Below are 22,484 nucleotides of genomic sequence, written 5' to 3' on the forward strand. Positions count from 1 at the left end.
CAATCATTCCGGAGCAGGTCTTGCTCCATCACCTGGTCGTTCGGTCAATCAACACCGCTTTTCGGACATCCATGCCACTGCATGGTCCACCGCGTCGGTGATCGAGAACAAGGATGCGGTCGTTCCTCCCAGTTGTCCCTTCTGTTCGAGATTCCAGGAGAAGGCGGCTCCGACGGCGTCGAAATCGCCGTCGTCGAGTTGGACGTCCCGGTATTCCGTCCATTCCGGGCCGTGCGCCCCGCGCACCACACAGGCGTACCGGCGCAGCGGCGCACCGATTCGGTACTCCGCCAGGTGGAAGGCGGTGCAGACGGAGAAACCCACATTGATCATCAATACCCGCGCCCCGGCCCGGTAGAGCGCCCCGAGCGGGGACTCCTCGCCGAGGTGGCAGGTGAGCGGGTGCCGGGAGAGGAGTTCCCCGGCCCTGCGGCCGAGCGCGGCGAACGACGTCTGAGGGTGGGCGCTGCGCACCGCGCCCCGGGTGGTCCGTACGCACTCGGCCAACCGGCCCATCCCGGCGCTCGGTGTGGTGGCCGGGTCGTAGGCGGGCATCGTGGCCCGGAAGGCCGCCGCCTGAGTGGGTGTCATCCCCGCCACTCGCCGCAGATGGGCGGCGGACGTGTCGGAGTTCTCGGCGGTGAAGGCGGGGACCACGAGCGTGCCCTCCGCACCGAGCGTCCGCAGCAGTGCGTCGCGGAGTTGCGGGGCGTCCAGGCCCGTGCCGCCGAGCCCCGCGTGGACGAGGACCGTCTCCCCCGTCCGTAACCCGAGTTCCGTCAGCTGCCGCGCGAGCCCGTCGCGCTCATCGACTGTGCCGGTCACGGTCCGCCTCTTCCCACAGCAGCGCCAGCAGACGCTTTCCGCCGACGGTGAGTTCCGCGGCGCGGCCCAGGGTGTCCAGCGCCCGCAGGGCGGCCTCCGCGCCGTCCGGGTCGAAGGCGCGGAGCCCGGTCCGTTCGTACGCTCCCGCGAGCAGTTCGGACACCGGGACCGGTGCCTCCTGCCACGGTGCCGGGTGGGCCCACAGGCCGTCGTCGGCGTAGAGGTCGGTGACCTCCAGCAGGGCCCGGAGGCGCGTCCGGCGCCAGCCGCGCAGCAGCAGGGGAGCCAACTCCCCGGCCCCGGCCCGCAGTGGGACGCCCAGGGCGCCGAGTGCGTGCCGTCCGGCCGAGGGCCGGGAGCCGTCGACGGGGGTCAGTGTGGTGAGCGATGCGGCGGCGGCCGCGGCCTGTTCGGGCACACGGGCACGCAGCAGGCCCCAGGCGCGCGCCAGCCGGTCCGTCCAGTCGGCCGCCTCGCCGTGACCGAGCCGGGGCAGCGCGCAGGCGTCGAAGCAGTCACGGTACGGGTCGAGGTCGTCGATCGCGAGGTCGGGCGCCCCGTCGCGGCCGAGCCGGCGGACGGGCCGCCAGCCGGCGCCCGGTTCGTCGGGCCGGGGGATGCGCCGCTCGCCGTCACCGGTCCGTACGACGAGGCCCTTCTCGACGGGCCGCACCTCAGCCGTGCCGCGCGGTTCCGCCCCGGTGAGGCGGAGTTCGCCGAGCGTGGGCAGCAGCAGCGTCCCGCCCTCGTACGGGACCGGCACGGGGAGGTCGAGGCCGCCGCGGACGACGGCGGCGGCCACCGACGACGCCAGCCTGGCGGCCGGCGACAGCACGGCGCCGGGCACGCCCTCGTGCAGCGCGTCGAGGGCGCCGAGGAGCCAGCCGCGCGTGTACGGGTGGGTCAGCACGGCGTCGAGCACACCGGGACGCCGGTCGACGGCGCCGGCCAGTTCCCAGGCGCGGGCCCACTGCTCGCCGCCGCGCCCGTCAAGCTCCCTGTGCAGGTCGGCGAGGAGCAGCCGCGTCAGCTCGTGCTGTTCGGTCCGCAACTCCCCGTCGTCGGTGACCGCGGCGGGCACCGACAGCGCGGCGGTGCGGTGCTCGATACCGCGGACGAGGGCCTCGAGGTCCGTGCAGTAGACGGAGGTGTTGTCGAAGCCGGTGCCGGAGCGGTGGCGGTGGCTGTAGAGGCCACCGCCGCACGAGCGGACGACGGGGCACTCGCGGCAGGTGTCGCAGACGCCGGCGAGGCCGAGCTGCCGGGCCCGGACGCCCGGGTGGGCGGCGACCTCGTCGAGGGTGTGGGCGAAGACGTCGAAGCCGGTGGCCGCCGCACCCTCGTAGGCGGTCTTGAGCGAGTCGACCTGCTCCAGGGTGCCGTCGGTCTCCACCACGACGAGGTCGGTGGGGGTGAGCCCGAGCGACTCGGTGAGCCCGGGGCCCCCGGAGAGGGTGGAGAGGACCGAGGCGAAGAGCCGCACCGGTACCCGGCGGCCCTGCCGGTCCCAGCGGTCGAAGACGGCGAGGAGCCAGTCCGCGTAGGCGGTCGGAGAGCCGTCGGGCCGGGGCGGTGGCTCGTCCCAGGTGGCGTGCGGCAGCAGGAAGTCGATGCGCGGGGGGTCGAGCTCCGTCAGTGCGTCGAGCACGGCGACCGGGTCGTTGGCGACGTCGACGGTGCACAGGAGGCCGAGGTTGAGATGGCGCCAGCGGTCCGTGCTCAGCAGTCGGACGGCCTTCAGGACGAGGGGGTGGCTGCTGCGCCCGTCCGCGAAGCGGCGGTGGCGGTCGTTGGCGGTCCTGTCGCCGTCGAGGGAGATGCCGACCTTGACGCCGAACTCGTCGAAGAGTTCCAGATAGCGGGGGCCCAGTTGGAGGCCATTGGTGTGAATGCGCAGGTCGAGGGCGGCGACACCGTCGAGGGCCTTGGTGAGTTCCTCACAGACCCGGCGTAACCGGGTGGGGCCGGCGAGCAGAGGCTCCCCTCCGTGCAGGATCACTGACACGGAGGGCAGGGCATGTTTCTTCGCATGCTCGGCCAGTCGCAGAGCTGTCCAGAAAATCGCCTCGTCAGAGATTGTCTTCGGGCGGGTGCGCCAGCTCTGATCAGCGTGTTCGTAGATATAGCAGTGGTCGCAAGCAAGATCACATCTGCTGTGGACCTTCAATACGATCTCGCGGAACGGGACCACGGGTCGGGTCATTCCGCCAGTCTAGGGCAGCCCGCCCGTCGTACGGACGGCCTGGAACCGGACTAGAGCGCGGAGTTGAACGTGGACATCCGTACGGAACGGTCGGCGCCGGCGGGACGCACGCGACCCAGCTTCCTGGCCGCCTCGGCGTCACGAACGTCGATCTCGGTGAGAGGCACCCGATCCTTCTTCACAGGAGCAAAGGTGACTGAAGTCTGGAGGGTCACGACGGCCGTCCTAGGTCATGTTGTGCTAATGGGGGAACACCGGGCACCGTTGCAGTGTCGGCGGCACGACTTTACTCTCATGGCCACCCGCAGCAACTCGGCACGGAGGGCTGAAACGAAAGCGTTGCGCGAGTATGCCCCACTCCGAACGGAACAAGCCATTCCATCGAACGAGTGAAGCCAAAATCCGCAGAGGGGGGCACGTATGACCGGCATTCCCGGCCATCTGCAAAGCATGGTCTTTCGAAATTCCGATCTGCCGGCGCTGTTCCACCACGCGGACGAGACGGCCGTCGACCGGCAGCGGGAGTCGGTCAAGGGCACCCGGCTGCAACTGCTCCTCCTGGTCCTGGGCTCGGTGTTCGCGGCGCTGCCCTGGCGCGGGAGGATCGGCGACTCCTTCCAGCTCATGGGCCTGCTCAGCGCGTCGGCGTACGCCTGGGTGCTCGTCGTCAGCTTTCGCGGGACACGCCGCCGGGCGAAGTCCCACTGGCAACTCAACCGCTCCGCAGCGGAGTTCATCCGGTCCATGTGCTGGCGCTATGCGGTGCACGGGGCACCGTTCGACTCCGACTCCCCCGATCCGGAGGGGCTGTTCACGACCCGGCTGGAGGAGGGTCTCCGTGAACTGCGCAAGGTCGGCTGGGTGGATCCTCGGGAGAACGGCGGGAGCGTGGCCTCCGGCGAGCTGATCACCACGCCGATGCGTCTGCTGCGGGAGAAGGTCTTCAGCGTACGCAAGGAGACGTATGTGAGGGACCGGCTGATCGAGCAGCGCAACTGGTACCACCGGCGTGCGGAGATCTCCCGGCGCGCCACCGCGCTGTGGACGGTGACGATCGGTCTGCTCACCGCGCTCGCCCTGCTGTTCGGGGTACTGCGCACGTTCTCCGTCACTGACTCGACCGAGCCGGTACCGCTGCTGTCGGCGGCGGCCGCGGCGTGCCTGGCGTGGAGCGAGATCCGTCGCCACCAGCCGCTGATCGCGGCGCACTCCCTGGTGGAGGAGGACCTGGCCGCGATCCACATCGCGATGGAGACCTCGGTGACGGAGGAGCAGTGGCCGTCGGCGGTGTACGAGACCGAGCGGATCGTCTCGCCCCAGCACACCGACTGGCTGGTGCAGCACCGGAGTTGACGGAGGCCGCGGAGGCACGAGGGCCGACCGAGCGGATGAACCCGAGGCCCGCACCGGACGCGGAACATCGGAATGAGGGGCTGTCCCGGGTGCGGTGAGCGGCCCGGTGCCGGACCGCGCGGCCGCCCTTCACCGCACCGGGTACGCGTGTCAGTCCCGCTCGACCCCGTCGCACCACACCACCGTCACCGGCGTGCCGCGCTCTCGCGCGTACCGGACGATGTCGCCGGTGCCGCCGAGGCCGCGGGCGGGCCGGCCGTCCCAGACGGCGAGGAGCCGGTCGCAGTTGTCGGCGATGTAGGCACCGGCCGCGTAGTACGCCTCGTCCGTGGAGTGAGGGAACGCCAGCCGGACCTCCTGGCTGGCCCGGCACCGGAGCCGCCGGTAGCAGGCCAGGGCACCGGGGTCGCCGAAGCCGTCCTCGTAGTCCCCGCTCGGGATGACGGCGGTGAGCTCGGCGCCGCAGGCGAGGGCGATGTCGGCGAAGAGCTGATCGGCCCCCTCGGCCAGGCTGGAGAGCGCTTCCAGAGCACCCTCACGGCCGCACAGCAACGCCTTCATCCCGGCCAGCACATGGGGCATGGCCTCGGGCGGAATGCTTCTGTGGCCGGTCACTCCGATGCGCTTCATCCGCCCCCCGATCCGTTGTGGCCGACCGCTCAGCCATCCTCTCAAAAGAGTGCAATACGTCGAGCCTCCGCCGTAGTGCAGATGCGGTTGCGGTTGGCCGATTCGGGGCTGCCCTTCTCTCGGCCAGGGCTCCAGCGACGGGTCCTGCCCCCGGGGCGGGTTGCGAACTCCTCGTCGTGGAAGAGCGGGCCCCACTCGCCCCGGACCCGGATCGCCGGACTTCCCTGCGGCAACGCGACCCGTGCCACCCGTACCGTCACCGCCGGGAACCCCGCCCGGCCCGTCCCGGTCGCATCGGCACCCACCCCGTACGACAACGTCGGCCTTCAGGACCACGACGGGTCCTGAAGGCCGACGTCAGGCGAGACCCCGAATCAACGAACGGCATCCGGTGCACGACGGGGGCTCTTGTCGAACGCTGTTGCTCCCGGTCTCCGCGGGACGGTTCAGTAGACGCTGACGCCGTAGGCGCTCAGGGCCTCGGTGACCGGCTGGAAGAAGGTCGTACCGCCGCTCGAGCAGTTGCCGCTGCCGCCGGAGGTCAGACCGATGGCCCGGCTGCCTGAGTACAGCGGGCCGCCGCTGTCGCCCGGCTCAGCGCACACGTTCGTGCGGATCATGCCGTAGACGATGTCACCGCCGCCGTAGTTGACCGTGGCGTTGAGACCGGTGACGGTGCCGCTGTGGGTGCCCGTGGTGGAGCCGCGGCGGGTCACCGACATGCCGACCGTCGCGTTGGCGGCGCTGGTGATGTCGACGTTGCCGACGGTTCCCGGCTTGGAGATGGAGGTGTTGCTGTAGCGCACGATGCCGTAGTCGTTGCCCGGGAAGCTGGACCCCGCGGTCGGACCGAGGACCGTGGTGCGGGCGGAGTTCGCGTACCAGGTGCCCGCTCCGTCGGTGCAGTGGCCCGCCGTCAGGAAGTACGAAGTGCCTGCGCTGTTGCGGACGTTGAAGCCGAGCGAGCAGCGCCACCTGGTGGCGTAGACGGCGTCGCCGCCCGAGATGAGCTTGCTGAACCTGCCGGGAGTGCGCTCGATGCGGAGGGCACCGGCGTTCGCGCCGGCCGCCCGCTCGATCTGCGCGATCTCGGCCTTGGAGACGGTGGAGTCGGCGGTCACGACCAGGGTGTTGGTCGCCTTGTCGACGTGCCAGGCGGTACCTGCCACATCGGCGGTCAGCACGGCGTCGCTCGCGGCGGAGAGCTGGGACGCGCTGAAGGTGACAGGGGCCTCGACGGCGCTTGCGGTGGGGACGGCCAGTGCGGCGGCGGCGACGAGACCGGTCGTCACGGCGAGCAGACGGGTCCGTCTGGCCGCGCCGTGGGTGGGGGTGGTGCGCTTGATCCTCACTTCTCGTTCCTCCCGAGGGGAATCGGGGACCCGACTGTGGGGTGACGGGCCCGTGAGGCGCAGTCAGCGGGCGCGGGGATGTGTCCGGATTCCGGTCACGTTGTGCCCCTGACAAGCGCTGTTTCGGGAGTATTCGACGAGCCAACTTGCCGCGCAAGGGCGCCTTTCGGCCGTGCGACGCCAAGGCACGACGGACGGCTCCGGAGGAGTGGTTCCTCCGGAGCCGATGAGGTCCGTCGCGGGTCGGACGGATCAACGGACTTTCACGTTCCGTCCGTGGTCGGGGAGTTCGCCCGCGAGTACGCCGCCCCGGACGGGCGAAGCGAGCAGCGAAGACCACGGGAGACGGCAGGGTCCGACCGGCGCGACGGTGAGCGAGCCGTCCGGGCCGTCGGTCCCGGCCGCGGCACCCGCGCCTTCCGCTCGTCATGCCGGCGAGGACGGCCCACGGCGAGTCGCCGCTCGCCGTGCGAAACCCGAGGTCCCCCGCCGGGGTGGTGTCCCCGGCGAGCCGGGCGACGCCGGTGTGGGACACCCCTCGACGGGGAGTCCGTCCTCGGCCGCGGCCGTCGGTACCACGGCCCCACCGTCGTCACACCAGACCCCGGGGATGACCGGAATTCGCCCTTCCGCGTGGGCCCGGGGCCAGAAGGCGGCGGTGAAGGCCAGTGGTCCGTAGGGGCCGGGACCGGGCGACGCGGTCCTCGTGCCGCTTCCTCCGGTCCCGGCGTGGCCCGGTGCCCGTCGCTCGGCCCTGCCGGAGGAGTCCGCCGAGGCCGAGACGCGACCGGCGCCCGGTACCCACGCACGCGGTGCGGAAAGCCCCGCGTTCCTGGAGGCGAGGCACGAACACCGGGGTGTTTTCCGAGGAATCCCCTCCGGCCGGGAACGTCCGGCACCAGAGCCGCGTCAGGCGGCGTCCGCCCCGTCGCGACGCCCGGCACGGAGACTCGCGGCGCTGCCGGATCAACCGAGCAGGCCACCACGCGGTCGATCCGGCGCCTGGCGGTCCTTCCCTCGACCGGAGGGCCGGGGAGACCCCGAGCACCGGACGCCGCTCCCTGACGGGCGAACCTCGCCCTATCAGCCGTCGCAGGGGCAGCAGCAGTCGCAACCGTCGCAGTCGCAGTCGCACTTGCGGCAGCAGCCCTCACGCTTCTTGCGGGACCAGGGGCCTTCGTACTGCTCGGCGCAGCAGATCCGGCAGGTGCAGCACAGCCCGATGAACACCGCGCAGCCGGCCCAGAAGCCGCGCGGCTTGGGCTTCGGGGGCTCGCCGCCGAAGCCGAACCGGGGCGGCTCGCCCCCGTTCCCGCCGGGTCCGCCGTCGTAGGGGGTGCCGCCGTACGGGTCGCCGCCTCCGAGGGGTTCGGCGGGACCGTACGGTCCCCGCCCTTCCCCGTGGGGGCCGCCGTACGGGTCGCCTCCCTGCGGGGGCCGGCCGCCGTCTTCCCGGTGCGCGCAGGCCGCCGAGCCGAAGGCCCGGTCCACGGAGCGCCGCAGTTCGTGTGCGAGGAGCACGTGCAGCAGCCGGTCGTCGACGAACTCCGCGTCCCGCAGGGCGAGCCTGATGCCGTGGAGGGCGTCGTCGGCGAGGCGGCGGGCCTCGGTGAGGCTCGTGCCGGTGGCCGCGAGCGGGTTCCAGGCACCCGATGCGGCGTCGGCCTCCCGGTCCTCCACGGCGTCCAGGAGGTGCGCCAGCCGTCCGAAGAGCCGGCCGGCCTCAGCGAGCGGCGCGGCGTTGCCGGGGCGCCCGGCGAGGACCGCGGTGTAGGCGAAGGCGGCCGCGGTCGCCGTCTCCGTGGGCTCGGTCACGACCAGCAGCGGCGTGCCCGGGCCGGCCAGCGATTCGATCCCGGCCTGCCGGTCCACCGCGTCGACCAGCACCGCCGTGTCGAATCCCAGTGCCGCGCCGGCGCGGGCGCCGGCACGGTCCCAGCCCTTCGCGATCCGCCGCGCGGCCGCGGCCACCGGCCCGCGGGCCAGCACCCCGTCCCGGTCGGCCACGTGGTCGCGGACCTTGGCGGAGGCGAGGACGAGCGAGACGGCCGCGGCCAACCGGGCCCCCTCGCCCCGGGCGACGGGCGCGGTGCGCATGGCGCGGAGGGGGCAGGGCCCGGCCGTGCGTCGCTGCGCAGGGGTGCGCCCGGTCTGAGCCTCCGTCAGGACCGAGACGATGAGCCCGTCGTAGTTCGTGACGACCCTGGCGAACTGCCCGTGGTCCGCGCGAAGCGCCAGGCAGAGTCCGCAGAGATGGGCCATCCACTCCGCCTTGAGCCCGTCGGTGAGGCGATGGGTGCAGGGCCGGACGATTCCGAACACGACGTTCCCCCGAGTGTCGTTCAAGTGTGCGGCCGCATCGTATCCGGCCGACCCGTTCACCCGGACGCTCCGACGCTCACCCGTCTGCCGAGGCATTCATATTTTGCTTCGATATGAGCCCCTTCAGGGCCCATACGCTGGAGGAATCTTGACGAACCGCCACATGTTCTGCACCAGTACCGTCACGAATCCCCTGCGCGGCGACTATCCACTTGGCGCGCGATCCGCATTATGGACGACCATAGGGATATGCGGAACCACAAGTGACCGCGGTCGAAAGGAGGCGTCCATGGGATCGGTGCGCAAGGCGAGTGCATGGCTCGGTCTCGTCGAGGACAACGACGAGCGCTACTACGACGACGAGTACGCCGAGGGTACGGGGGCCGGCGACCAGTGGGTGACCGACCCGCGCGTCCGCGTGGCCTCCGAGACGGCCGAGGAGCAGGGCCGCCGGATCGCCACCGTCTCCCCCGACAGCTTCCGGGACGCGCGCGGCATCGGCGAGCACTTCCGCGAGGGCGTTCCCGTCATCGTCAACCTGACCTCCATGGAACCCTCGGACGCCAAGCGCGTGGTGGACTTCGCGGCCGGGCTGACCTTCGGGCTGCGCGGCTCCATCGAGCGCGTGGCGACCCGGGTCTTCCTGCTGACCCCCGCCGACACGGAGATCGTCAACGGGGAGTCCGCGGGCCGCCCGGGCGACGGCTTCTTCAACCAGAGCTGAGCAGGGCGCTCGCCGGCCGGCCGCAACGGGACGGTCGGCCTACCGGAACGCGTCGAGGCCGGTGAGCGCCTTGCCCAGCACGAGCTGGTGCATCTCGACGGTGCCCTCGTAGGTGAGCACCGACTCGAGGTTGGTGGCGTGCCGCATCACGGGGTACTCGAGCGAGATCCCGTTGGCGCCGAGGATCGTGCGCGCGGTGCGGCAGATCTCGATCGCCTCCCGTACGTTGTTCAGCTTCCCGAAACTGACCTGCTCCGGGCGGAGCGTCCCGGCGTCCATCCGCCGCCCGAGATGGTGGGCGAGCAGGATTCCCTTGTGCAGTTCGAGCGCCATGTCGGCGAGTTTGGCCTGGGTGAGCTGGAAGCCCCCGATGGGCTTTCCGAACTGCTCCCGCGTCCTCGCGTAGTCGAGCGCCGCCTCGAAGCTGGAGCGCGCCGCGCCCATCGCACCCCAGACGATGCCGTATCGGGCGTGCGACAGACAGCTGAGCGGGCCCTTGAGTCCCGTCACGCCCGGAAGGACGGCGTCCCGCGGCAACCGCACCTCGTCCAGGACGAGTTCGCTGGTGACGGAGGCCCGCAGCGACCACTTGTGCCGGATCTCGGGGGCCGAGAAGCCCGGTGCGTCGGCGGGGACGGCGAAGCCCCGGATGCCGTCGTCGGTCTGGGCCCAGACGACGGCGACGCCGGCGACGGAGCCGTTGGTGATCCACATCTTGCGCCCGCTGAGCACCCAGTCGGAGCCGTCGCGCTTGGCGTAGGTGCGCATTCCTGCCGGGTCGGAGCCGTGGTCGGGCTCGGTGAGCCCGAAGCAGCCGATGGTCTCGCCGGCCGCCATGGACGGCAGCCACCGCTGCTTCTGCTCCTCGGAGCCGTACTTCCAGATCGCGTACATCGCGAGCGAGCCCTGGACGGACACGAGCGAGCGGATACCGGAGTCGGCGGCCTCCAGCTCCAGGCAGGCGAGTCCGTACTGGACGGAGGTGGCGCCGGCGCAACCGTAACCGGTCAGCGACATTCCGAGGGCGCCGATCGAGCCGAGCTCCCGGGCCAGTTCGCGGACGGCGGGGAGTTCACCGCTCTCGTACCACTCGGCGATGTGCGGCAGCACGCGGTCGGCGGCCCAGGAGCGGACCGTGTCGCGGACCGCGAGGTCCTCCGGCTCCAGCAGGTCGTCGACGCCGAGGGGATCGGCGGGGTCGAAGGGCGGCAGCTTCGAGGGTGCGGGCATGAGGGTGCCTCCGGCGGCTCGCACGGCGCTGTCCGGGTCCGGACGGCAGCCGGTGTCCTGGAAAGCCAGTGCTGTGGCCGGAGAGGTCTGCCGGTGGACCTCTCCGGCCACAGCCCTGGCTAGCAGTGGTAGTTAATGCTCGGCGCTGACGTTACGGCTCAGTGCGGCGCGCGTCCAGTGCGTGCCGGGCCGCCCGCCTCCGCGGGCGCACGGCGCGCGGGGACCGCCGGCTCCGGCCGGAGGCGCTCCCGGAGCGGGGTGCCCGCGGAGGCGGGCTCCGGCGCGGAGGGCCCGGACCGGGCGCCCGGGGACCGCTGCCCGTCGGGAAGGCCCGTGATGTCGTCGGGCTCGGCGCACTCCATGACCTTCGGCAGCCGAAGCGCGGCCAGCGCGCCGAGCAGCAGCAGCCCCGCGCTGACGAAGAGCGTGACGTGCAGTCCGTGGACGAAGGCGTGCCGGGCGGCGGTCCGCAGCGCGTCCCCCGCGGGGCCGCCCAGCTGGAGGGCCACCTGGTACGCCTCGCCGAGCGAGTGTGCGGCGGCGCTGCGCGCCGCGGGCGGAGCGCTCGCGGCGTCGAGGCCGGGGGCGTAGGCGGCGTTCATGACACTGCCGAGCAGCGCGATGCCCATGCCGGCACCCAGCTGGTAGGAGGTCTCGCCGATGGCGGCGGCGCCGCCCGCCTGCTCGGGCGGGGCCTCGCTGAGCATCGACTCGTACGCGCCGAAGAGCGTGGTCTGCAGCCCGAAGCCGAGGAGGACGAATCCGGCGGTGAGCAGCAGCGGCCGGTCGTGCTGCCCCATCAGGGTCAGCAGCACCACGGCGGCGGCCGTGAGCACGAAGCCCCAGCCGACCATCCGCCGGGGGCCGAGGCGGCGGAGGGTGAGGGAGCCGGTGGCTCCGGCGGCCATCGCGGCGAAGGTGAGCGGCAGCAGCCGCAGACCGGTCTCCAGCGGGCTCAGCCCGAGCACGAGCTGGAGGTACTGAACGGCGATCAGCTCCAGGCCGACGAGCGCCAGCATGGCGAGGACGATGCAGCCGACCGAGGTGGAGAAGGTCGCCCGGGCGAACATCCGCATGTCGATCAGCGGATGCCTGCGGCGCTTCTGTCGGCGGACGAAGAGGGCGAGGAGCACGGCCCCGGCGAGCAGCGGGCCGGCCGTGCGGTGGTCCAGCAGGGCGTCGCCGGCGCCGAGCCGCTTCACGCCGAGGACGACGCCGAGCACTCCGGCTGCGGCCATCAGTGCCCCGAGGACGTCCCACGGCCCCCCGCGGTCGCCCCGGGACTCCGGAAGCAGCCAGCGGCCGATCGGCAGGATCAGCAGCATCAACGGGATGTTGATCAGGAAGACCGAGCCCCACCAGAAGTGCTGGACGAGGAAGCCGCCCAGGACGGGACCGGTGGCGGCGCCGACCGCGGCGACCGCGGTCCAGACACCGATGGCGGTGGCGCGCTCGCGCCGGTCCGGGAAGACGGCCCGGAGTATGGAGAGCGTCGCCGGCATGATCATCGCGCCGCCGACGCCGAGCATGGCCCGGGCCCCGATGAGCACCTCGGGTGTGGTGGCCAGCGCGGCGACGGCCGAGGCGACGCCGAAGAGCGCGTAGCCGAGCAGCAGGACGCGCCGGCGCCCGACCCGGTCGCCGAGGGTGCCGAAGAGGATCAGCAGCGAGGCGCACACCAGGGGGTAGGCGTCGACGATCCACAGGAGTTCGATCCCGGACGGGCGGAGGTCCTCCGTGACGGCGGGCACGGCGACGTGCAGCACGGTCGCGTCCAGCGCCACCAGGAGCAGGCTCACGCAGAGGACGAGCAGGACGACCCAGCGGTTGGCACCGCCGCCGGCGGCACGCGGGCGTGCTCCGGCCGTGGTCCTCCCGAACATCTACGTACCTCCTGCTGGGTCTCGCGTCGGTGGGCCCGGCCGGGGGCTTGGCCCGGTGGGCGGCCCGGCATCGACGGGCGAGTGATCAGCCAGAGTACGCGAGTCCCGGACGGCGGCGCGTGGTGCACCTCTCACCTCGGAGGCCGCTCGGGTGTGGCGTACGCCACGCCGACGCGGCGCCGGGAGTACCCCGAACGGTCCCGGAATTCGGCTCGGCAATCCCGTGAAGTGTTACCGACGCCTGCAAACACACTTACGGAAAACCGGTGCGTGCAATAGGGATCGCGGCCCGCGGGATTTAGCCGGCGACGGTCTTTCAATGCACCGCTGAGACATAGTCCACATCACATCGTCATCACGAAGAGCCTGGATCGGCCTGGACGGACGCTCACTCGCTGTAACGTCGATTGGGTGCGTACCGACATCTTTGCCCGTCTGGACCGGGAGCCGGAGCCGCCGAAGATAGAGATCCCGCGGATGAGCCGCACCCGTCTCGCCCTCTTCGGCGGGACTTCGGCGTTCTATCTCGCGATCGTCGTCGCCGTGCTCATCTCGTCCTGGCTGGTGATCGTCGACTGGAAGGTCATGCTCTTCCGGCCGTATCAGCAGTGGCCCGAACTGCACGCGTTCCTGGACTACTTCGTGGTGCTCGGCCAGCGCGGACCGACGGCCGTGATGGTCGCCGCCTGGCTCGGCTGGCGCTCGTGGCGGCAGCACACGCTGCGTCCGCTGCTGGTGCTGGGCGCCTCGCTGCTGCTGCTGAACGCGACGGTGGGAGCGGTCAAGCTGGGCCTGGGCCGGCTGGGCCCGCACTACGCGACGCAGATCGGCTCCGCCGAGCTCTTCGCCGGCGGCGATATATTTCCTTCGGGCCACACCGCCAATGCCGTCGTGACCTGGGGAATCCTCGCCTACCTGGCCACCACGCCGCGCGCCAGGCGGTATCTGTCGGCGCTGTCCGCGGTGGTCGCCCTGGGCGTCGGGCTGACGACCGTCTACCTCGGTACGCACTGGCTCAGCGACGTGCTGCTGGGCTGGGCCGCCGGTCTGCTGATCCTGCTCGCCCTGCCGTGGTGCGAGCCGCTCATCGCACGCGTCGAGGACACGATCCTCTCGCTGCGGAACCAGCTGCGCACCCGTCGGCTGCCGGTGCCGTCGCTGCCCGTCGCCTCCGGTGGCCCGCGGCCGGCCGTGTACCCGCAGCGGATCCCGGCCGAGGACGGCGGGGAGCCGGTGCGCCGCCCGGTGGGGGCGACGAGCGCCGCCCGTTCGGCGGGCACGAGGAGCACCGTCGGCAGCGCCGCGCTGCCGGCCGGGCAGAAGCAGCAGGCCGGAGCACCGGTCACGCCCGGCGTGACCGCGGCCGCCCGGCACGGGCAGGCCCGCACGCACGCGGTGGGGCGGTCACCGCATCCGCCGCACGCGTCCTGGACCACGGCACCGGCCGGGAGCCGGCGCCCGCCCCGGTCGCGCCCGGTGGGCGGCTGACGGCCCGCGCGGCGGCGTCCGCGGACGCTCCCACGGCGAGGGCCCCGACCTCGGTCGGGGCCCTCGCCGCGTCCGCCGGAATCCGCGTCCGGGAGCTAGCGGCACGCCCCGGTCCGCGTGGTCAGCCCTTCCAGCAGCGGCGGACGGTGCCGTCGTCGACCTCGAAGTTCAGCCGACCCTCGAGGTACTCCATGGTGATGACGGAGCCGGGCGGAAGCGATCTGACGGTGGCCCAGCCGCGGCCGCGGGCGCGCCGCTCCGCGCTGTCGGCGTCGAGGCCGACATAGGACTCCGGGGCGTCGTCTGGCTGTCCTGGGGGTGTCGGTGTCGGTGCCATGGAATCACCGTAGGCGGCAGCGGACGGTGACGGAAGGCCCGTCGGCGGCCGGCGAAAAGCGGCGCGGAAGAGCGGTGTCGCACGCATCCCCCGCCCCACATACCCCACCGGTCACGCTTCTGTCACAGGTTCACGACATGCGTTTAGCCCGGGCTCGATCATCAGTACGGGCAATCCGGGTTGCTCGCACAGAAATTCCCACGGAATTTCCGAACCATTGCCGCATCGTCCCGTCCGGGACCGTGAATTGCGTCCGCCGCGTACTTTCCCCGGCCGTCCACGCAGCACGAATTCATCACGCTTTACGCGTGTCCTACTTCCGGACGAACCGGTGATGCTTCCGGACGAACAGGTGACGGTTCCGGACGAACAGGTGACGGTCCCGGACGAACCGGTCGCTCACCCGTACGCGTATCGCACCGCGCCCCGTTCCGTGTCCCACCGGCTCGTACCGAGCCCCGTGGCTAGCATCGGCGCATGCGCACGGACACCGCCGAGGCCGCCGCCTCACCGGCGCCGGTGCGCCGGCGGGGCCGGGTGGTCGTGGACTGGCTGACGACCACCGACCACAAGAAGATCGGGCACCTCTATCTGGTCACGTCCTTCGTCTTCTTCCTGATCGCCGGGCTGATGGCGATGCTGATGCGGGCGGAGCTGGCCCGGCCCGGGCTCCAACTGGTCACCAACCAGACGTTCAACCAGGCGTTCACCCTGCACGGCACGATCATGCTGCTGCTCTTCGCGACCCCGACCTTCGCGGGCTTCGCCAACGAGATCGTGCCGCTGCAGATCGGCGCGCCGGACGTGGCCTTCCCGCGGCTGAACATGCTCTCGTACTGGCTGTTCCTCTTCGGCGGGCTGATGGTGCTCGGCTCACTGCTGGTACCGACCGGCCCCGCCGCCTTCGGCTGGACCGCGTACGCGCCGCTCAACAGCCTGGAACGCTCCCCCGGCGCCGGCATCGACCTGTGGATCATGGGCCTCGCCCTGTCCGGCTTCGGCACGATCCTCACGTCCGTGAACTTCCTGGCGACGATCATCGGGATGCGGGCGCCGGGGATGACGATGTTCCGGATGCCGATCTTCACCTGGAACATCCTCTTCACGACGATCCTGGTGCTGGTGGCCTTCCCGGTCCTGGCGGCGGCGCTGCTGGTGCTGGAGTCGGACCGGCGGTTCGGCTCGGTGGTCTTCGAGGCGGGGAACGGCGGCGCGCTGCTGTGGCAGCACCTGTTCTGGTTCTTCGGCCATCCCGAGGTCTACATCATCGCGCTGCCGTTCTTCGGCATCATCACGGAGATCATCCCGGTGTTCTCCAGGAAGCCGGTCTTCGGCTATCTGACCCTCGTCGGGGCCACGATGGCGATCACCGGGCTCTCGGTGGTGGTGTGGGCCCACCACATGTTCGCCACCGGCGCCGTGCTGCTGCCCTTCTTCTCGCTGCTGTCGTTCCTGATCGCCGTGCCGACCGGGGTGAAGTTCTTCAACTGGAGCGGCACGATGCTCAAGGGCTCGCTGTCGTTCGAGACGCCCATGCTGTGGGCGGTCGGCTTCCTGGTCTCGTTCCTCCTGGGCGGGCTGACCGGCGTCATCATCGCCTCGCCGCCGATGGACTTCCACGTGACCGACTCGTACTTCATCGTGGCCCACTTCCACTACACGGTCTTCGGCACGGTCGTCTTCGCGATGTTCGCCGGCTTCTACTTCTGGTGGCCGAAGTTCACCGGCAGGCTCCTCGACGAGCGCCTGGGGAAGATCCACTTCTGGACGCTCTTCCTCGGCTTCCAGATCACCTTCCTGGTCCAGCACTGGCTGGGTGCGGAGGGCATGCCGCGCCGGTACTCCGACTACCTGGCCGCCGACGGCTTCACCGCGCTGAACACCGTCTCCACGATCGGCGCCTTCCTGCTCGGCGCGTCCACGCTGCCGTTCCTCTACAACGTCTGGAAGACCCGGAAGTACGCCGAGAAGGTCACCGTCGACGACCCGTGGGGGTTCGGCCGGTCGTTGGAGTGGGCGACGTCCTGCCCGCCGCCGAGGCACAACTTCACCACCATCCCCCGGGTGCGCTCCGAGTCACCCGCGTTCGACCTGCACCACCCGGAGTTCGCCCCACTGCGTCCGGCCGTGCCGGAGCCCCCGCACGACGACGTCAGCCGGCGGCGTCCAGGGCCCGGCCCAGACGGTCCCGGACGGTCCTGATGTGCCCGGTCAGCTCCACCGGCTCGACCACCTCGAAGTCGAAGCCCGTCAGGGCCACGTGAACGACCATCACGTCCAGGCTTCCGGCACCGGTGCGCAGCAGACAGCTGCCCGGTCCCTCGGCCTCCAGCACCCCGGTGGACGGCGACACGACCGCGGCCGCACGCTCGACGGGTACCAGCAGCCTGATCACCGCCGTCTCCGCGTACGTCGCCGTCGACACCCCCCGGGACACGTAGGCGGCGAGGTCCTCGGCGGGCGGGGTGCGCGGCGGGACGCGCGGCCCGTGCGGCGGTTTAGGGGTGACCCGGTCGACGCGGAAGGTACGCCAGTCCTCGCGGTCGACGTCCCAGGCGACGAGGTACCAGCGGCGCTCGGTGCAGACGAGCCGGTGGGGATCGACGGTCCGGCGGCTCGTCGAGCCGTTGTGGTCGCGGTACGCGAAGCGCAGCCGCTCGCCGTCGCGGCAGGCGTTCGCCAGCTCGGTCAGGACGGAGGGATCCGCCTGGTCCCGCGGTGCGCGCAGCATCGGCACCGTGAAGGCGTTGAGCGCGCCGATCCGGCGGCGCAGCCGGTGGGGCAGCACCTGTTCGAGCTTGGCCAGGGCGCGTACGGAGGCCTCCCCGATGCCCTCGACGCCGTTCCCCGCCGCGGTGCGCAGCCCGACGGCGACGGCGACGGCCTCCTCGTCGTCGAGCAGCAGGGGCGGCAGTTCGGCACCGGCTCCGAGCTGGTAGCCGCCGCCGGTGCCCGGGCTGGCGTTGACCGGGTAGCCGAGTTCACGCAGCCGGTCGACGTCCCGGCGCACGGTGCGCGCGGTGACGCCGAGCCGGTCGGCGAGTTCGGCCCCGGACCATTCACGGTGGGCCTGCAACAAGGACAGCAAACGCAGAAGTCGCGCCGAGGTCTCCAGCATGGGGGCGAGTCTGCCGCCGATCGCGGACATCCGCCGTCCTGATACGGGATCTCACGGGTGGCGCGGTCCAAGGCTGTCCGCAATCCCCGGGGACCGGCGCGCGGCGTCAGATGCGGTGCACCGCAAGGCGGGGACTCGTCCCCGTACGCAGCGCTCCGCCATCCGCCCCTCGGCGGTCGGGTACGGGATCCGGGCGGTGATCAGGCCAGCCTCCGGGACCCGGCCGGCCAGTGCCCGCAGATCGCGGATGCCGGGCGCGACGGCCGATCCGTCGTCCGTGTACGCGTCCCGGTGCCCTCCGCGAGTTCGGCGGTGCCGGGCAGCACGGTCCGGGAGTGGCTGCCGCCCGCCGGGGTGAGCGGGAGCCGGACGGTGTCCGCGGTGCCGCCGCGCCGGCGCAGGACGAGCGAGGCGTCCGGGGCACCGGTGCCGGCGATGTCGAAGGTGACTCCGCCTGCCGCGTCGGCGATGCAGTCGGTGCGCGGCGCCGCCCCTCCCCCGGTGGGCGCGGTCATGCCGGCCTCCCCTTGCGGACGGCATCGGCCGCCCGGTACCGCAGTGCGTACGCCGCGTCCAGTACGGCGCCGCGCGAGCGGTGCGCGACGTCCCGGAGCGCGGAGCGGGGGCGGACGCGCGCGCCCCGGGCGACCAACTCGGCGAACAGCGCCTCGTGCCGCTCGGCGATCCGCGCCGGGTCGAACCGCCCGGACGCCTTCCGTGCCGCCGCCCCGGCCCTCCGCCGCATTTCGTCGTCGTTGATCAGGGCGAGCAGGGCGTCGGCGAACGCGTCCTCGTCGCCGACGGGTACGAGCAGTCCGTCGACGCCGTCCTCGATGATCTCGCGCGGGCCGTGCGGGCAGTCGGTGGAGACGACGGGAAGTCCGCAGCGCATCGCCTCGACGATCGTCATGCCGAAGGACTCCCTGTCCGAGGTCACCGCGGCGATGGAGCCCTTGACCCACTCCGGCTCCAGCGGGTGGACCGGCCCCATCAGGAAGACGTGTTCGTGCAGACCGCGCCGGGCGATCAGGGCCAGCAGCGCCTCGCGCTCGTTGCCGGTGGCGTCGCCGCCGCCGTAGATCCGCAACCGCCAGTCGGGGCGCGCTGCGACGACCTTGGAGAAGGCCTTGACGAGCAGGTCGTAGCGCTTGACCTTGAGCAGCCGGCCGGCCGCGACGACCCAGGTGCTGTCCGCGTCCGCGGGGGCACGGCCGGCGCCGGCACGCTGTTGGGCACGGCCTCGATCCGTACGTCCGGCAGCCGCAGACGCGTCCGGTAGGCCCGGGCGTCGGCCTCGGTCACGGTGGTGACCGCGTCGAGCAGGGCGTACCGGTGGGCGATCTCGCGGCGCAGCCGGTAGTCGTGGCTGTCCAGGGTCAGGTGCTCCTGGCCGACGCGGACCGGGTCGCGGGGGGCCTGGCGGGTGATGTGGACGTTGAGCCCGGGGCGGGTGCCGACGACGACGTCGGCCCGCAGGGACCTCAGGTGCGCGGCGATGCGCGTGTCCGTGAGACGGCTGTACTGCTTCCAGCGTCCGTCGCCTCGCGGGAACACCCGGGCGGGGCGGGTGTAATCGGGGTCGGTGCCGTCGTAGGTGGGGCTGCCCTGCCGGAGGTCGAGGAGGTGACGCATGGTCACACCCGGCGGCGCGCCCAGGGTCGGCTCCTCGCGGTGGCGGAAGACCGACACGATCTCCACGTCGTGCCGCTCGGCCAGGGTGGCGGCGAGGGTGAACGTCGTGCGGATCGTCCCGCCGATTCCGTAGGCGTTGTGGAGCAGGAACGAGATGTGCATGCGGTGCCGCTCCCCCTGGCGATGTGGTGGCCGGGACGGGACTTCGCCCGGGTCCGGGGATCCGGAGGGTGGCCGGGGTACTGGGTTCCCCGTCCGGTCCCCACTGTGGGCGATCCGGCCGCTCCCGTCCTGTCGGCATGCCGTGGCCGTGCGTAACGGGCGGCGCGGACCGGCGTGTCGCCGCCGGGCGGCGGTCGTTCACGATTTGTCGATGTATCTACGTGGCGATCTGTCGGCCGGAGGACCCCGTCGCGTGACCCTTGCCCCGAGTCTCCCGTTGTGCTCGTTGCGAGCCGGGAACCGCCCGGCGCACCACCACGCACCGAGTCCGAGGAGCAACCCGTGCCGCGCATGCTCGACGTCAGCGAGGACGTACGCGCCGAGATCGGCGACGAAGAAGCCGACCGGCTGCTCGCCGGCGAGAACGCCCCGGGCAACTACGACTGCACCTCCTGCCGCACCCCGGGCGACTCCGAGCAGGAGCGGACCAGCACCGTGCTGTTCGTCGGTGAGGAGACCGCCGTCCTCGCCTTCGCCCACGCCAGCTGCATCCCCTCCCAGGTCGTCCAGGTCGCCGAGGAACAGCTCAAGGGCGCCGTCCGCTCCATCACCGGCGAGGCCGCGGCCCCGGCCGCCCACCGGCCACAGTCGGTCCACCCGGGCCATCACCCCGGCCACGGCATGCCGGCCGCGCCGCAGGAGCAGGCGGTGCTCGGGGTGACCAGCGGCCTGGTCCTGATCGGCGACGAGCTGCACCCCGCGCTCGTCGTGGAGCCGACCGCACCCATCGCCCGGCCCGGCAGCCTCGGCGAGGGCGGCGACGACTTCCTGCCGTTGCTGATCGAGCAGGGCTTCCTGCCGGTCTCCACGGTCGACCAGCTGCCCCCCGTGCTGCACGGGTGGTCGGTGCTGCTCGCGATGGGACAGCTGCACGCCGTGCTCCAGCCGGGCACCGGCGGGAGCGGCCAGGCCGCCTGGTGGCAGGCCCACCAGCCGCTGCAGGTGACGGACGGCTGGCGCACCGCCGCCAACAAGTCGCACAAGGTCCTCGTCTTCGCCGCCCCGGTCGGTTCGATCGGCCAGCAGCCGCGCGAGGACCTGCTCCGCGACGCGCTCGACAAGGCCGCTGCGAACGGTCGGCTGGTCGCCGCGGCGATGCCGCTCGCGGGCACCTGAGGACTACGGGCCGGTGCCGGAGGCGGATCCGGGCGTGCGCCCCCCGTACCCCCGCCGAACTGCGTTTTCCGGGATGGGCCCGCATCCGACGGGGATCGGGGTCGTTGGCTCCTATGTGCACACAGACGACCCCACCCGCCGGCCGTACGAGAGCCGGAACGCTTCGGCCACCCCGATCTACGACGCGCTGTACTCCGAGTACCGAAGGGCCTTCCGGACACTGCCCGGTGACCGTACGGGCGAGGAGGATCTCGCCTTCAGGAGCTTCGGCACCGGCAGGCACGACGACGGCGCCGGTCTCGGCTCCGTCGCCGGCGGTCGGCTCAGCCCCTGGCCGGCCGGGATCCGGCAGCACGCAGCAGGGCTCCACGCCCGCGCGCTGCCGCCCGCGCCCCGCAGGGGGCTGTGAGGCGGCACAATGCGGAACGGCCGGGACGGCATTCGTCCCGGCCGTTCCGCGTGTGTGCCGAGTGCGCCGCCCCGCATTCGTGCGGGAGAGGCGGAGTGCGCGCGCCTCGGACCGTCCGGGCACCGGGTGGGCGCGCTGTGCACCAGCCGTACCCTGCGTGCGGCGCGCTCCCGCGCGTCACCTCTTCTTGGAGCGCTTCTCCCGGACCCGCACGGAGATGTGGATCGGGGTGCCCTCGAAGCCGAACTCCTCGCGCAGCCTGCGCTCCACGAAGCGGCGGTAGCCGTGCTCCAGGAAGCCGGAGGCGAAGAGCACGAAGCGCGGCGGCTTGGTGCCCGCCTGCGTACCGAACAGGATCCGGGGCTGCTTGCCGCCGCGGATCGGGTGGGGGTGGGCGGAGACCAGCTCGCCGAGGAAGGCGTTGAGCCGGCCGGTCGGCACCCGGGTCTCCCAGCCCGCCAGTGCCGTCTCGATCGCCGGGACCAGCTTCTCCATGTGCCGGCCGGTCGCGGCCGAGACGTTCACCCGCGGCGCCCAGGAGACCTGCTGCATCTCCGTCTCGATCTCGCGCTCCAGGTAGTAGCGGCGCTCCTCGTCGAGGGTGTCCCACTTGTTGTACGCGATCACGAGCGCACGGCCCGCCTCGACGGCCATGGTGATGATCCGCTGGTCCTGGACCGAGATGGACTCGCTGGTGTCGATCAGTACGACGGCGACCTCGGCCTTCTCGACGGCGGCCGCGGTGCGCAGCGAGGCGTAGTAGTCCGCACCCTCCTGGAGGTGCACCTTCTTGCGGATGCCCGCGGTGTCCACGAACTTCCAGGTGATACCGCCGAGTTCGATGAGTTCGTCGACGGGGTCGCGGGTGGTGCCGGCCATCTCGTTGACGACGACCCGCTCCTCGCCCGCCACCTTGTTCAGCAGGGACGACTTCCCGACGTTCGGACGGCCGATGAGAGCGATACGGCGCGGGCCGCCAACGGCGGTGCCGAAGGTCTGGGCGGGGGCGTCGGGGAGGGCCTTGAGGACCTCGTCGAGCAGATCGCCGGTGCCACGGCCGTGCAGCGCGGACACCGGGAACGGCTCGCCCAGACCCAGGGACCAGAGCATGGCGGCGTCTGCTTCGGCGGACGGGCCGTCGACCTTGTTGGCAGCCAGCACGACGGGCTTCCCCGCACGGCGCAGCAGCTTCACGACGGCCTCGTCGGTGTCGGTGGCGCCGACGGTGGCGTCGACGACGAAGACGACGGCGTCGGCGGCCTCGATGGCGAACTCGGCCTGGGCGGCCACGGATGCGTCGATGCCGAGGACGTCCTGCTCCCAGCCACCGGTGTCGACGACCTTGAAACGGCGGCCCGCCCACTCGGCCTCGTAGGTGACCCGGTCACGGGTGACCCCGGGCTTGTCCTCGACGACGGCCTCGCGGCGCCCGATGAAGCGGTTCACCAGGGTCGACTTGCCGACGTTGGGACGGCCGACGACGGCGAGGACGGGCAGCGGGCCGTGGCCGGCCTCCTCGATGGCGCCTTCGACGTCCTCGAGGTCGAAGCCCTCCTCCGCGGCGAGCTCCATGAACTCCGTGTACTCGGTGTCGCCGAGTGCCCCGTGGTCGTGCTGGTCGTTCATGAAGTCCGTTCCTC

Annotated in this window: 18 protein-coding genes and 1 pseudogene; 6 read left to right on the forward strand and 13 right to left on the reverse strand. The window is 72.0% G+C overall.

Annotation, left to right across the window (positions count from 1 at the left end; genetic code table 11):
* Window positions 1-48: 48 nt before the first annotated feature.
* Genes QMZ92_RS02070 through fxsA form a run of 3 tightly spaced genes read right to left on the reverse strand, consistent with a single transcriptional unit; the run spans window position 49 to window position 3,243 of the window.
* Window positions 49-825, reverse strand: coding sequence for an AAC(3) family N-acetyltransferase (locus tag QMZ92_RS02070; protein WP_283295474.1), 777 nt, complete (start codon window positions 823-825; stop codon window positions 49-51).
* Window positions 806-3,028: a radical SAM/SPASM protein FxsBH, inactivated beta-hydroxylase extension form gene (fxsBH, locus tag QMZ92_RS02075; protein WP_283295475.1), complete on the reverse strand. Its 2,223-nt coding sequence runs from the start codon at window positions 3,026-3,028 to the stop codon at window positions 806-808. The genes QMZ92_RS02070 and fxsBH overlap by 20 nt, the downstream gene beginning before the upstream one ends.
* A 50-nt stretch (window positions 3,029-3,078) precedes the next feature.
* The gene (fxsA, locus tag QMZ92_RS02080; RefSeq protein WP_502961966.1) at window positions 3,079-3,243 is read right to left on the reverse strand and encodes an FxSxx-COOH cyclophane-containing RiPP peptide; all 165 of its coding nucleotides are present in this window, start codon (window positions 3,241-3,243) and stop codon (window positions 3,079-3,081) included.
* Between the two features lie 205 nt (window positions 3,244-3,448).
* Here fxsA and QMZ92_RS02085 point away from each other — a divergent pair, with 205 nt between their 5' ends.
* Window positions 3,449-4,381, forward strand: coding sequence for a DUF4231 domain-containing protein (locus QMZ92_RS02085; protein WP_283295477.1), 933 nt, complete (start codon window positions 3,449-3,451; stop codon window positions 4,379-4,381).
* A gap of 150 nt (window positions 4,382-4,531) precedes the next feature.
* Here QMZ92_RS02085 and QMZ92_RS02090 read toward each other — a convergent pair whose 3' ends face one another.
* The 3 genes from QMZ92_RS02090 to QMZ92_RS02100 form a co-directional block, all read right to left on the reverse strand.
* On the reverse strand, window positions 4,532-5,011 hold the full coding sequence (locus QMZ92_RS02090) for a hypothetical protein (protein ID WP_283295478.1): 480 nt from the start codon (window positions 5,009-5,011) through the stop codon (window positions 4,532-4,534).
* Between the two features lie 446 nt (window positions 5,012-5,457).
* Entirely contained in the window at window positions 5,458-6,363 is a 906-nt protein-coding gene (locus QMZ92_RS02095; RefSeq protein ID WP_283295479.1) for a S1 family peptidase, read from the reverse strand.
* A 1,083-nt stretch (window positions 6,364-7,446) separates the two neighbouring features.
* Window positions 7,447-8,685 carry a DUF5685 family protein gene (locus QMZ92_RS02100; RefSeq protein ID WP_283295480.1) on the reverse strand — a complete coding sequence of 413 codons (1,239 nt, stop codon included), beginning with the start codon at window positions 8,683-8,685 and terminating at the stop codon, window positions 7,447-7,449.
* A 289-nt stretch (window positions 8,686-8,974) separates the two neighbouring features.
* Between QMZ92_RS02100 and QMZ92_RS02105 the strand changes: the two genes are divergently transcribed.
* Complete coding sequence (locus QMZ92_RS02105) at window positions 8,975-9,409, forward strand: cell division protein SepF (protein WP_283295481.1); 435 nt, start codon at window positions 8,975-8,977, stop codon at window positions 9,407-9,409.
* 39 nt (window positions 9,410-9,448) lie between these two features.
* Here QMZ92_RS02105 and QMZ92_RS02110 read toward each other — a convergent pair whose 3' ends face one another.
* Together QMZ92_RS02110 and QMZ92_RS02115 are read right to left on the reverse strand one after the other, a co-directional pair.
* Window positions 9,449-10,639: an acyl-CoA dehydrogenase family protein gene (locus tag QMZ92_RS02110; RefSeq protein WP_283295482.1), complete on the reverse strand. Its 1,191-nt coding sequence runs from the start codon at window positions 10,637-10,639 to the stop codon at window positions 9,449-9,451.
* Between the two features lie 158 nt (window positions 10,640-10,797).
* Window positions 10,798-12,522 carry an MFS transporter gene (locus QMZ92_RS02115; RefSeq protein WP_283295483.1) on the reverse strand — a complete coding sequence of 575 codons (1,725 nt, stop codon included), beginning with the start codon at window positions 12,520-12,522 and terminating at the stop codon, window positions 10,798-10,800.
* Window positions 12,523-12,933: 411 nt separating this feature from the next.
* Between QMZ92_RS02115 and QMZ92_RS02120 the strand changes: the two genes are divergently transcribed.
* Window positions 12,934-14,010 carry a phosphatase PAP2 family protein gene (locus QMZ92_RS02120; protein ID WP_283295484.1) on the forward strand — a complete coding sequence of 359 codons (1,077 nt, stop codon included), beginning with the start codon at window positions 12,934-12,936 and terminating at the stop codon, window positions 14,008-14,010.
* 121 nt (window positions 14,011-14,131) lie between these two features.
* Here QMZ92_RS02120 and QMZ92_RS02125 read toward each other — a convergent pair whose 3' ends face one another.
* On the reverse strand, window positions 14,132-14,347 hold the full coding sequence (locus QMZ92_RS02125) for an I78 family peptidase inhibitor (protein WP_283295485.1): 216 nt from the start codon (window positions 14,345-14,347) through the stop codon (window positions 14,132-14,134).
* 477 nt (window positions 14,348-14,824) lie between these two features.
* Between QMZ92_RS02125 and ctaD the strand changes: the two genes are divergently transcribed.
* Window positions 14,825-16,549, forward strand: a complete 1,725-nt coding sequence (ctaD, locus tag QMZ92_RS02130; RefSeq protein WP_283295486.1) for an aa3-type cytochrome oxidase subunit I — start codon at window positions 14,825-14,827, stop codon at window positions 16,547-16,549.
* Here ctaD and QMZ92_RS02135 read toward each other — a convergent pair.
* From QMZ92_RS02135 to QMZ92_RS02145, 3 genes and pseudogenes are all read right to left on the reverse strand, one after another.
* Window positions 16,500-17,465 carry a helix-turn-helix transcriptional regulator gene (locus QMZ92_RS02135; protein ID WP_283295531.1) on the reverse strand — a complete coding sequence of 322 codons (966 nt, stop codon included), beginning with the start codon at window positions 17,463-17,465 and terminating at the stop codon, window positions 16,500-16,502. The two genes, ctaD and QMZ92_RS02135, sit on opposite strands and share 50 nt — an antisense overlap.
* 200 nt (window positions 17,466-17,665) lie before the next feature.
* A complete protein-coding gene (locus QMZ92_RS02140; protein ID WP_283295487.1) occupies window positions 17,666-17,980 on the reverse strand; it encodes a hypothetical protein in 315 nt (104 codons plus the stop codon).
* A pseudogene (locus QMZ92_RS02145) lies at window positions 17,977-19,259 on the reverse strand (glycosyltransferase). Before QMZ92_RS02145 ends, QMZ92_RS02140 begins: the two are co-directional and overlap by 4 nt.
* 342 nt (window positions 19,260-19,601) lie before the next feature.
* Between QMZ92_RS02145 and QMZ92_RS02150 the strand changes: the two are divergent.
* Window positions 19,602-20,435, forward strand: coding sequence for a DUF8842 C-terminal domain-containing protein (locus QMZ92_RS02150; protein ID WP_283295488.1), 834 nt, complete (start codon window positions 19,602-19,604; stop codon window positions 20,433-20,435).
* A gap of 115 nt (window positions 20,436-20,550) precedes the next feature.
* On the forward strand, window positions 20,551-20,844 hold the full coding sequence (locus tag QMZ92_RS02155; protein WP_502961972.1) for a hypothetical protein: 294 nt from the start codon (window positions 20,551-20,553) through the stop codon (window positions 20,842-20,844).
* A gap of 177 nt (window positions 20,845-21,021) precedes the next feature.
* Here QMZ92_RS02155 and der read toward each other — a convergent pair whose 3' ends face one another.
* Window positions 21,022-22,470: a ribosome biogenesis GTPase Der gene (der, locus tag QMZ92_RS02160; RefSeq protein WP_283295490.1), complete on the reverse strand. Its 1,449-nt coding sequence runs from the start codon at window positions 22,468-22,470 to the stop codon at window positions 21,022-21,024.
* Window positions 22,471-22,484: the final 14 nt, after the last annotated feature.

The sequence above is a fragment of the Streptomyces sp. HNM0645 genome, from assembly GCF_030056615.1.
Classification (GTDB): domain Bacteria; phylum Actinomycetota; class Actinomycetes; order Streptomycetales; family Streptomycetaceae; genus Streptomyces; species Streptomyces marianii.

Coding starts and splice junctions, on each gene's coding strand:
- QMZ92_RS02125 (WP_283295485.1), bottom strand. CDS start 14,347: ATGGCACCGACACCGACACCCCCAGGACAGCCAGACGACGCCCCGGAG.
- QMZ92_RS02085 (WP_283295477.1), top strand. CDS start 3,449: ATGACCGGCATTCCCGGCCATCTGCAAAGCATGGTCTTTCGAAATTCC.
- ctaD (WP_283295486.1), top strand. CDS start 14,825: ATGCGCACGGACACCGCCGAGGCCGCCGCCTCACCGGCGCCGGTGCGC.
- QMZ92_RS02140 (WP_283295487.1), bottom strand. CDS start 17,980: ATGACCGCGCCCACCGGGGGAGGGGCGGCGCCGCGCACCGACTGCATC.
- QMZ92_RS02110 (WP_283295482.1), bottom strand. CDS start 10,639: ATGCCCGCACCCTCGAAGCTGCCGCCCTTCGACCCCGCCGATCCCCTC.
- fxsBH (WP_283295475.1), bottom strand. CDS start 3,028: ATGACCCGACCCGTGGTCCCGTTCCGCGAGATCGTATTGAAGGTCCAC.
- der (WP_283295490.1), bottom strand. CDS start 22,470: ATGAACGACCAGCACGACCACGGGGCACTCGGCGACACCGAGTACACG.
- QMZ92_RS02090 (WP_283295478.1), bottom strand. CDS start 5,011: ATGAAGCGCATCGGAGTGACCGGCCACAGAAGCATTCCGCCCGAGGCC.
- QMZ92_RS02105 (WP_283295481.1), top strand. CDS start 8,975: ATGGGATCGGTGCGCAAGGCGAGTGCATGGCTCGGTCTCGTCGAGGAC.
- QMZ92_RS02115 (WP_283295483.1), bottom strand. CDS start 12,522: ATGTTCGGGAGGACCACGGCCGGAGCACGCCCGCGTGCCGCCGGCGGC.
- QMZ92_RS02135 (WP_283295531.1), bottom strand. CDS start 17,465: ATGCTGGAGACCTCGGCGCGACTTCTGCGTTTGCTGTCCTTGTTGCAG.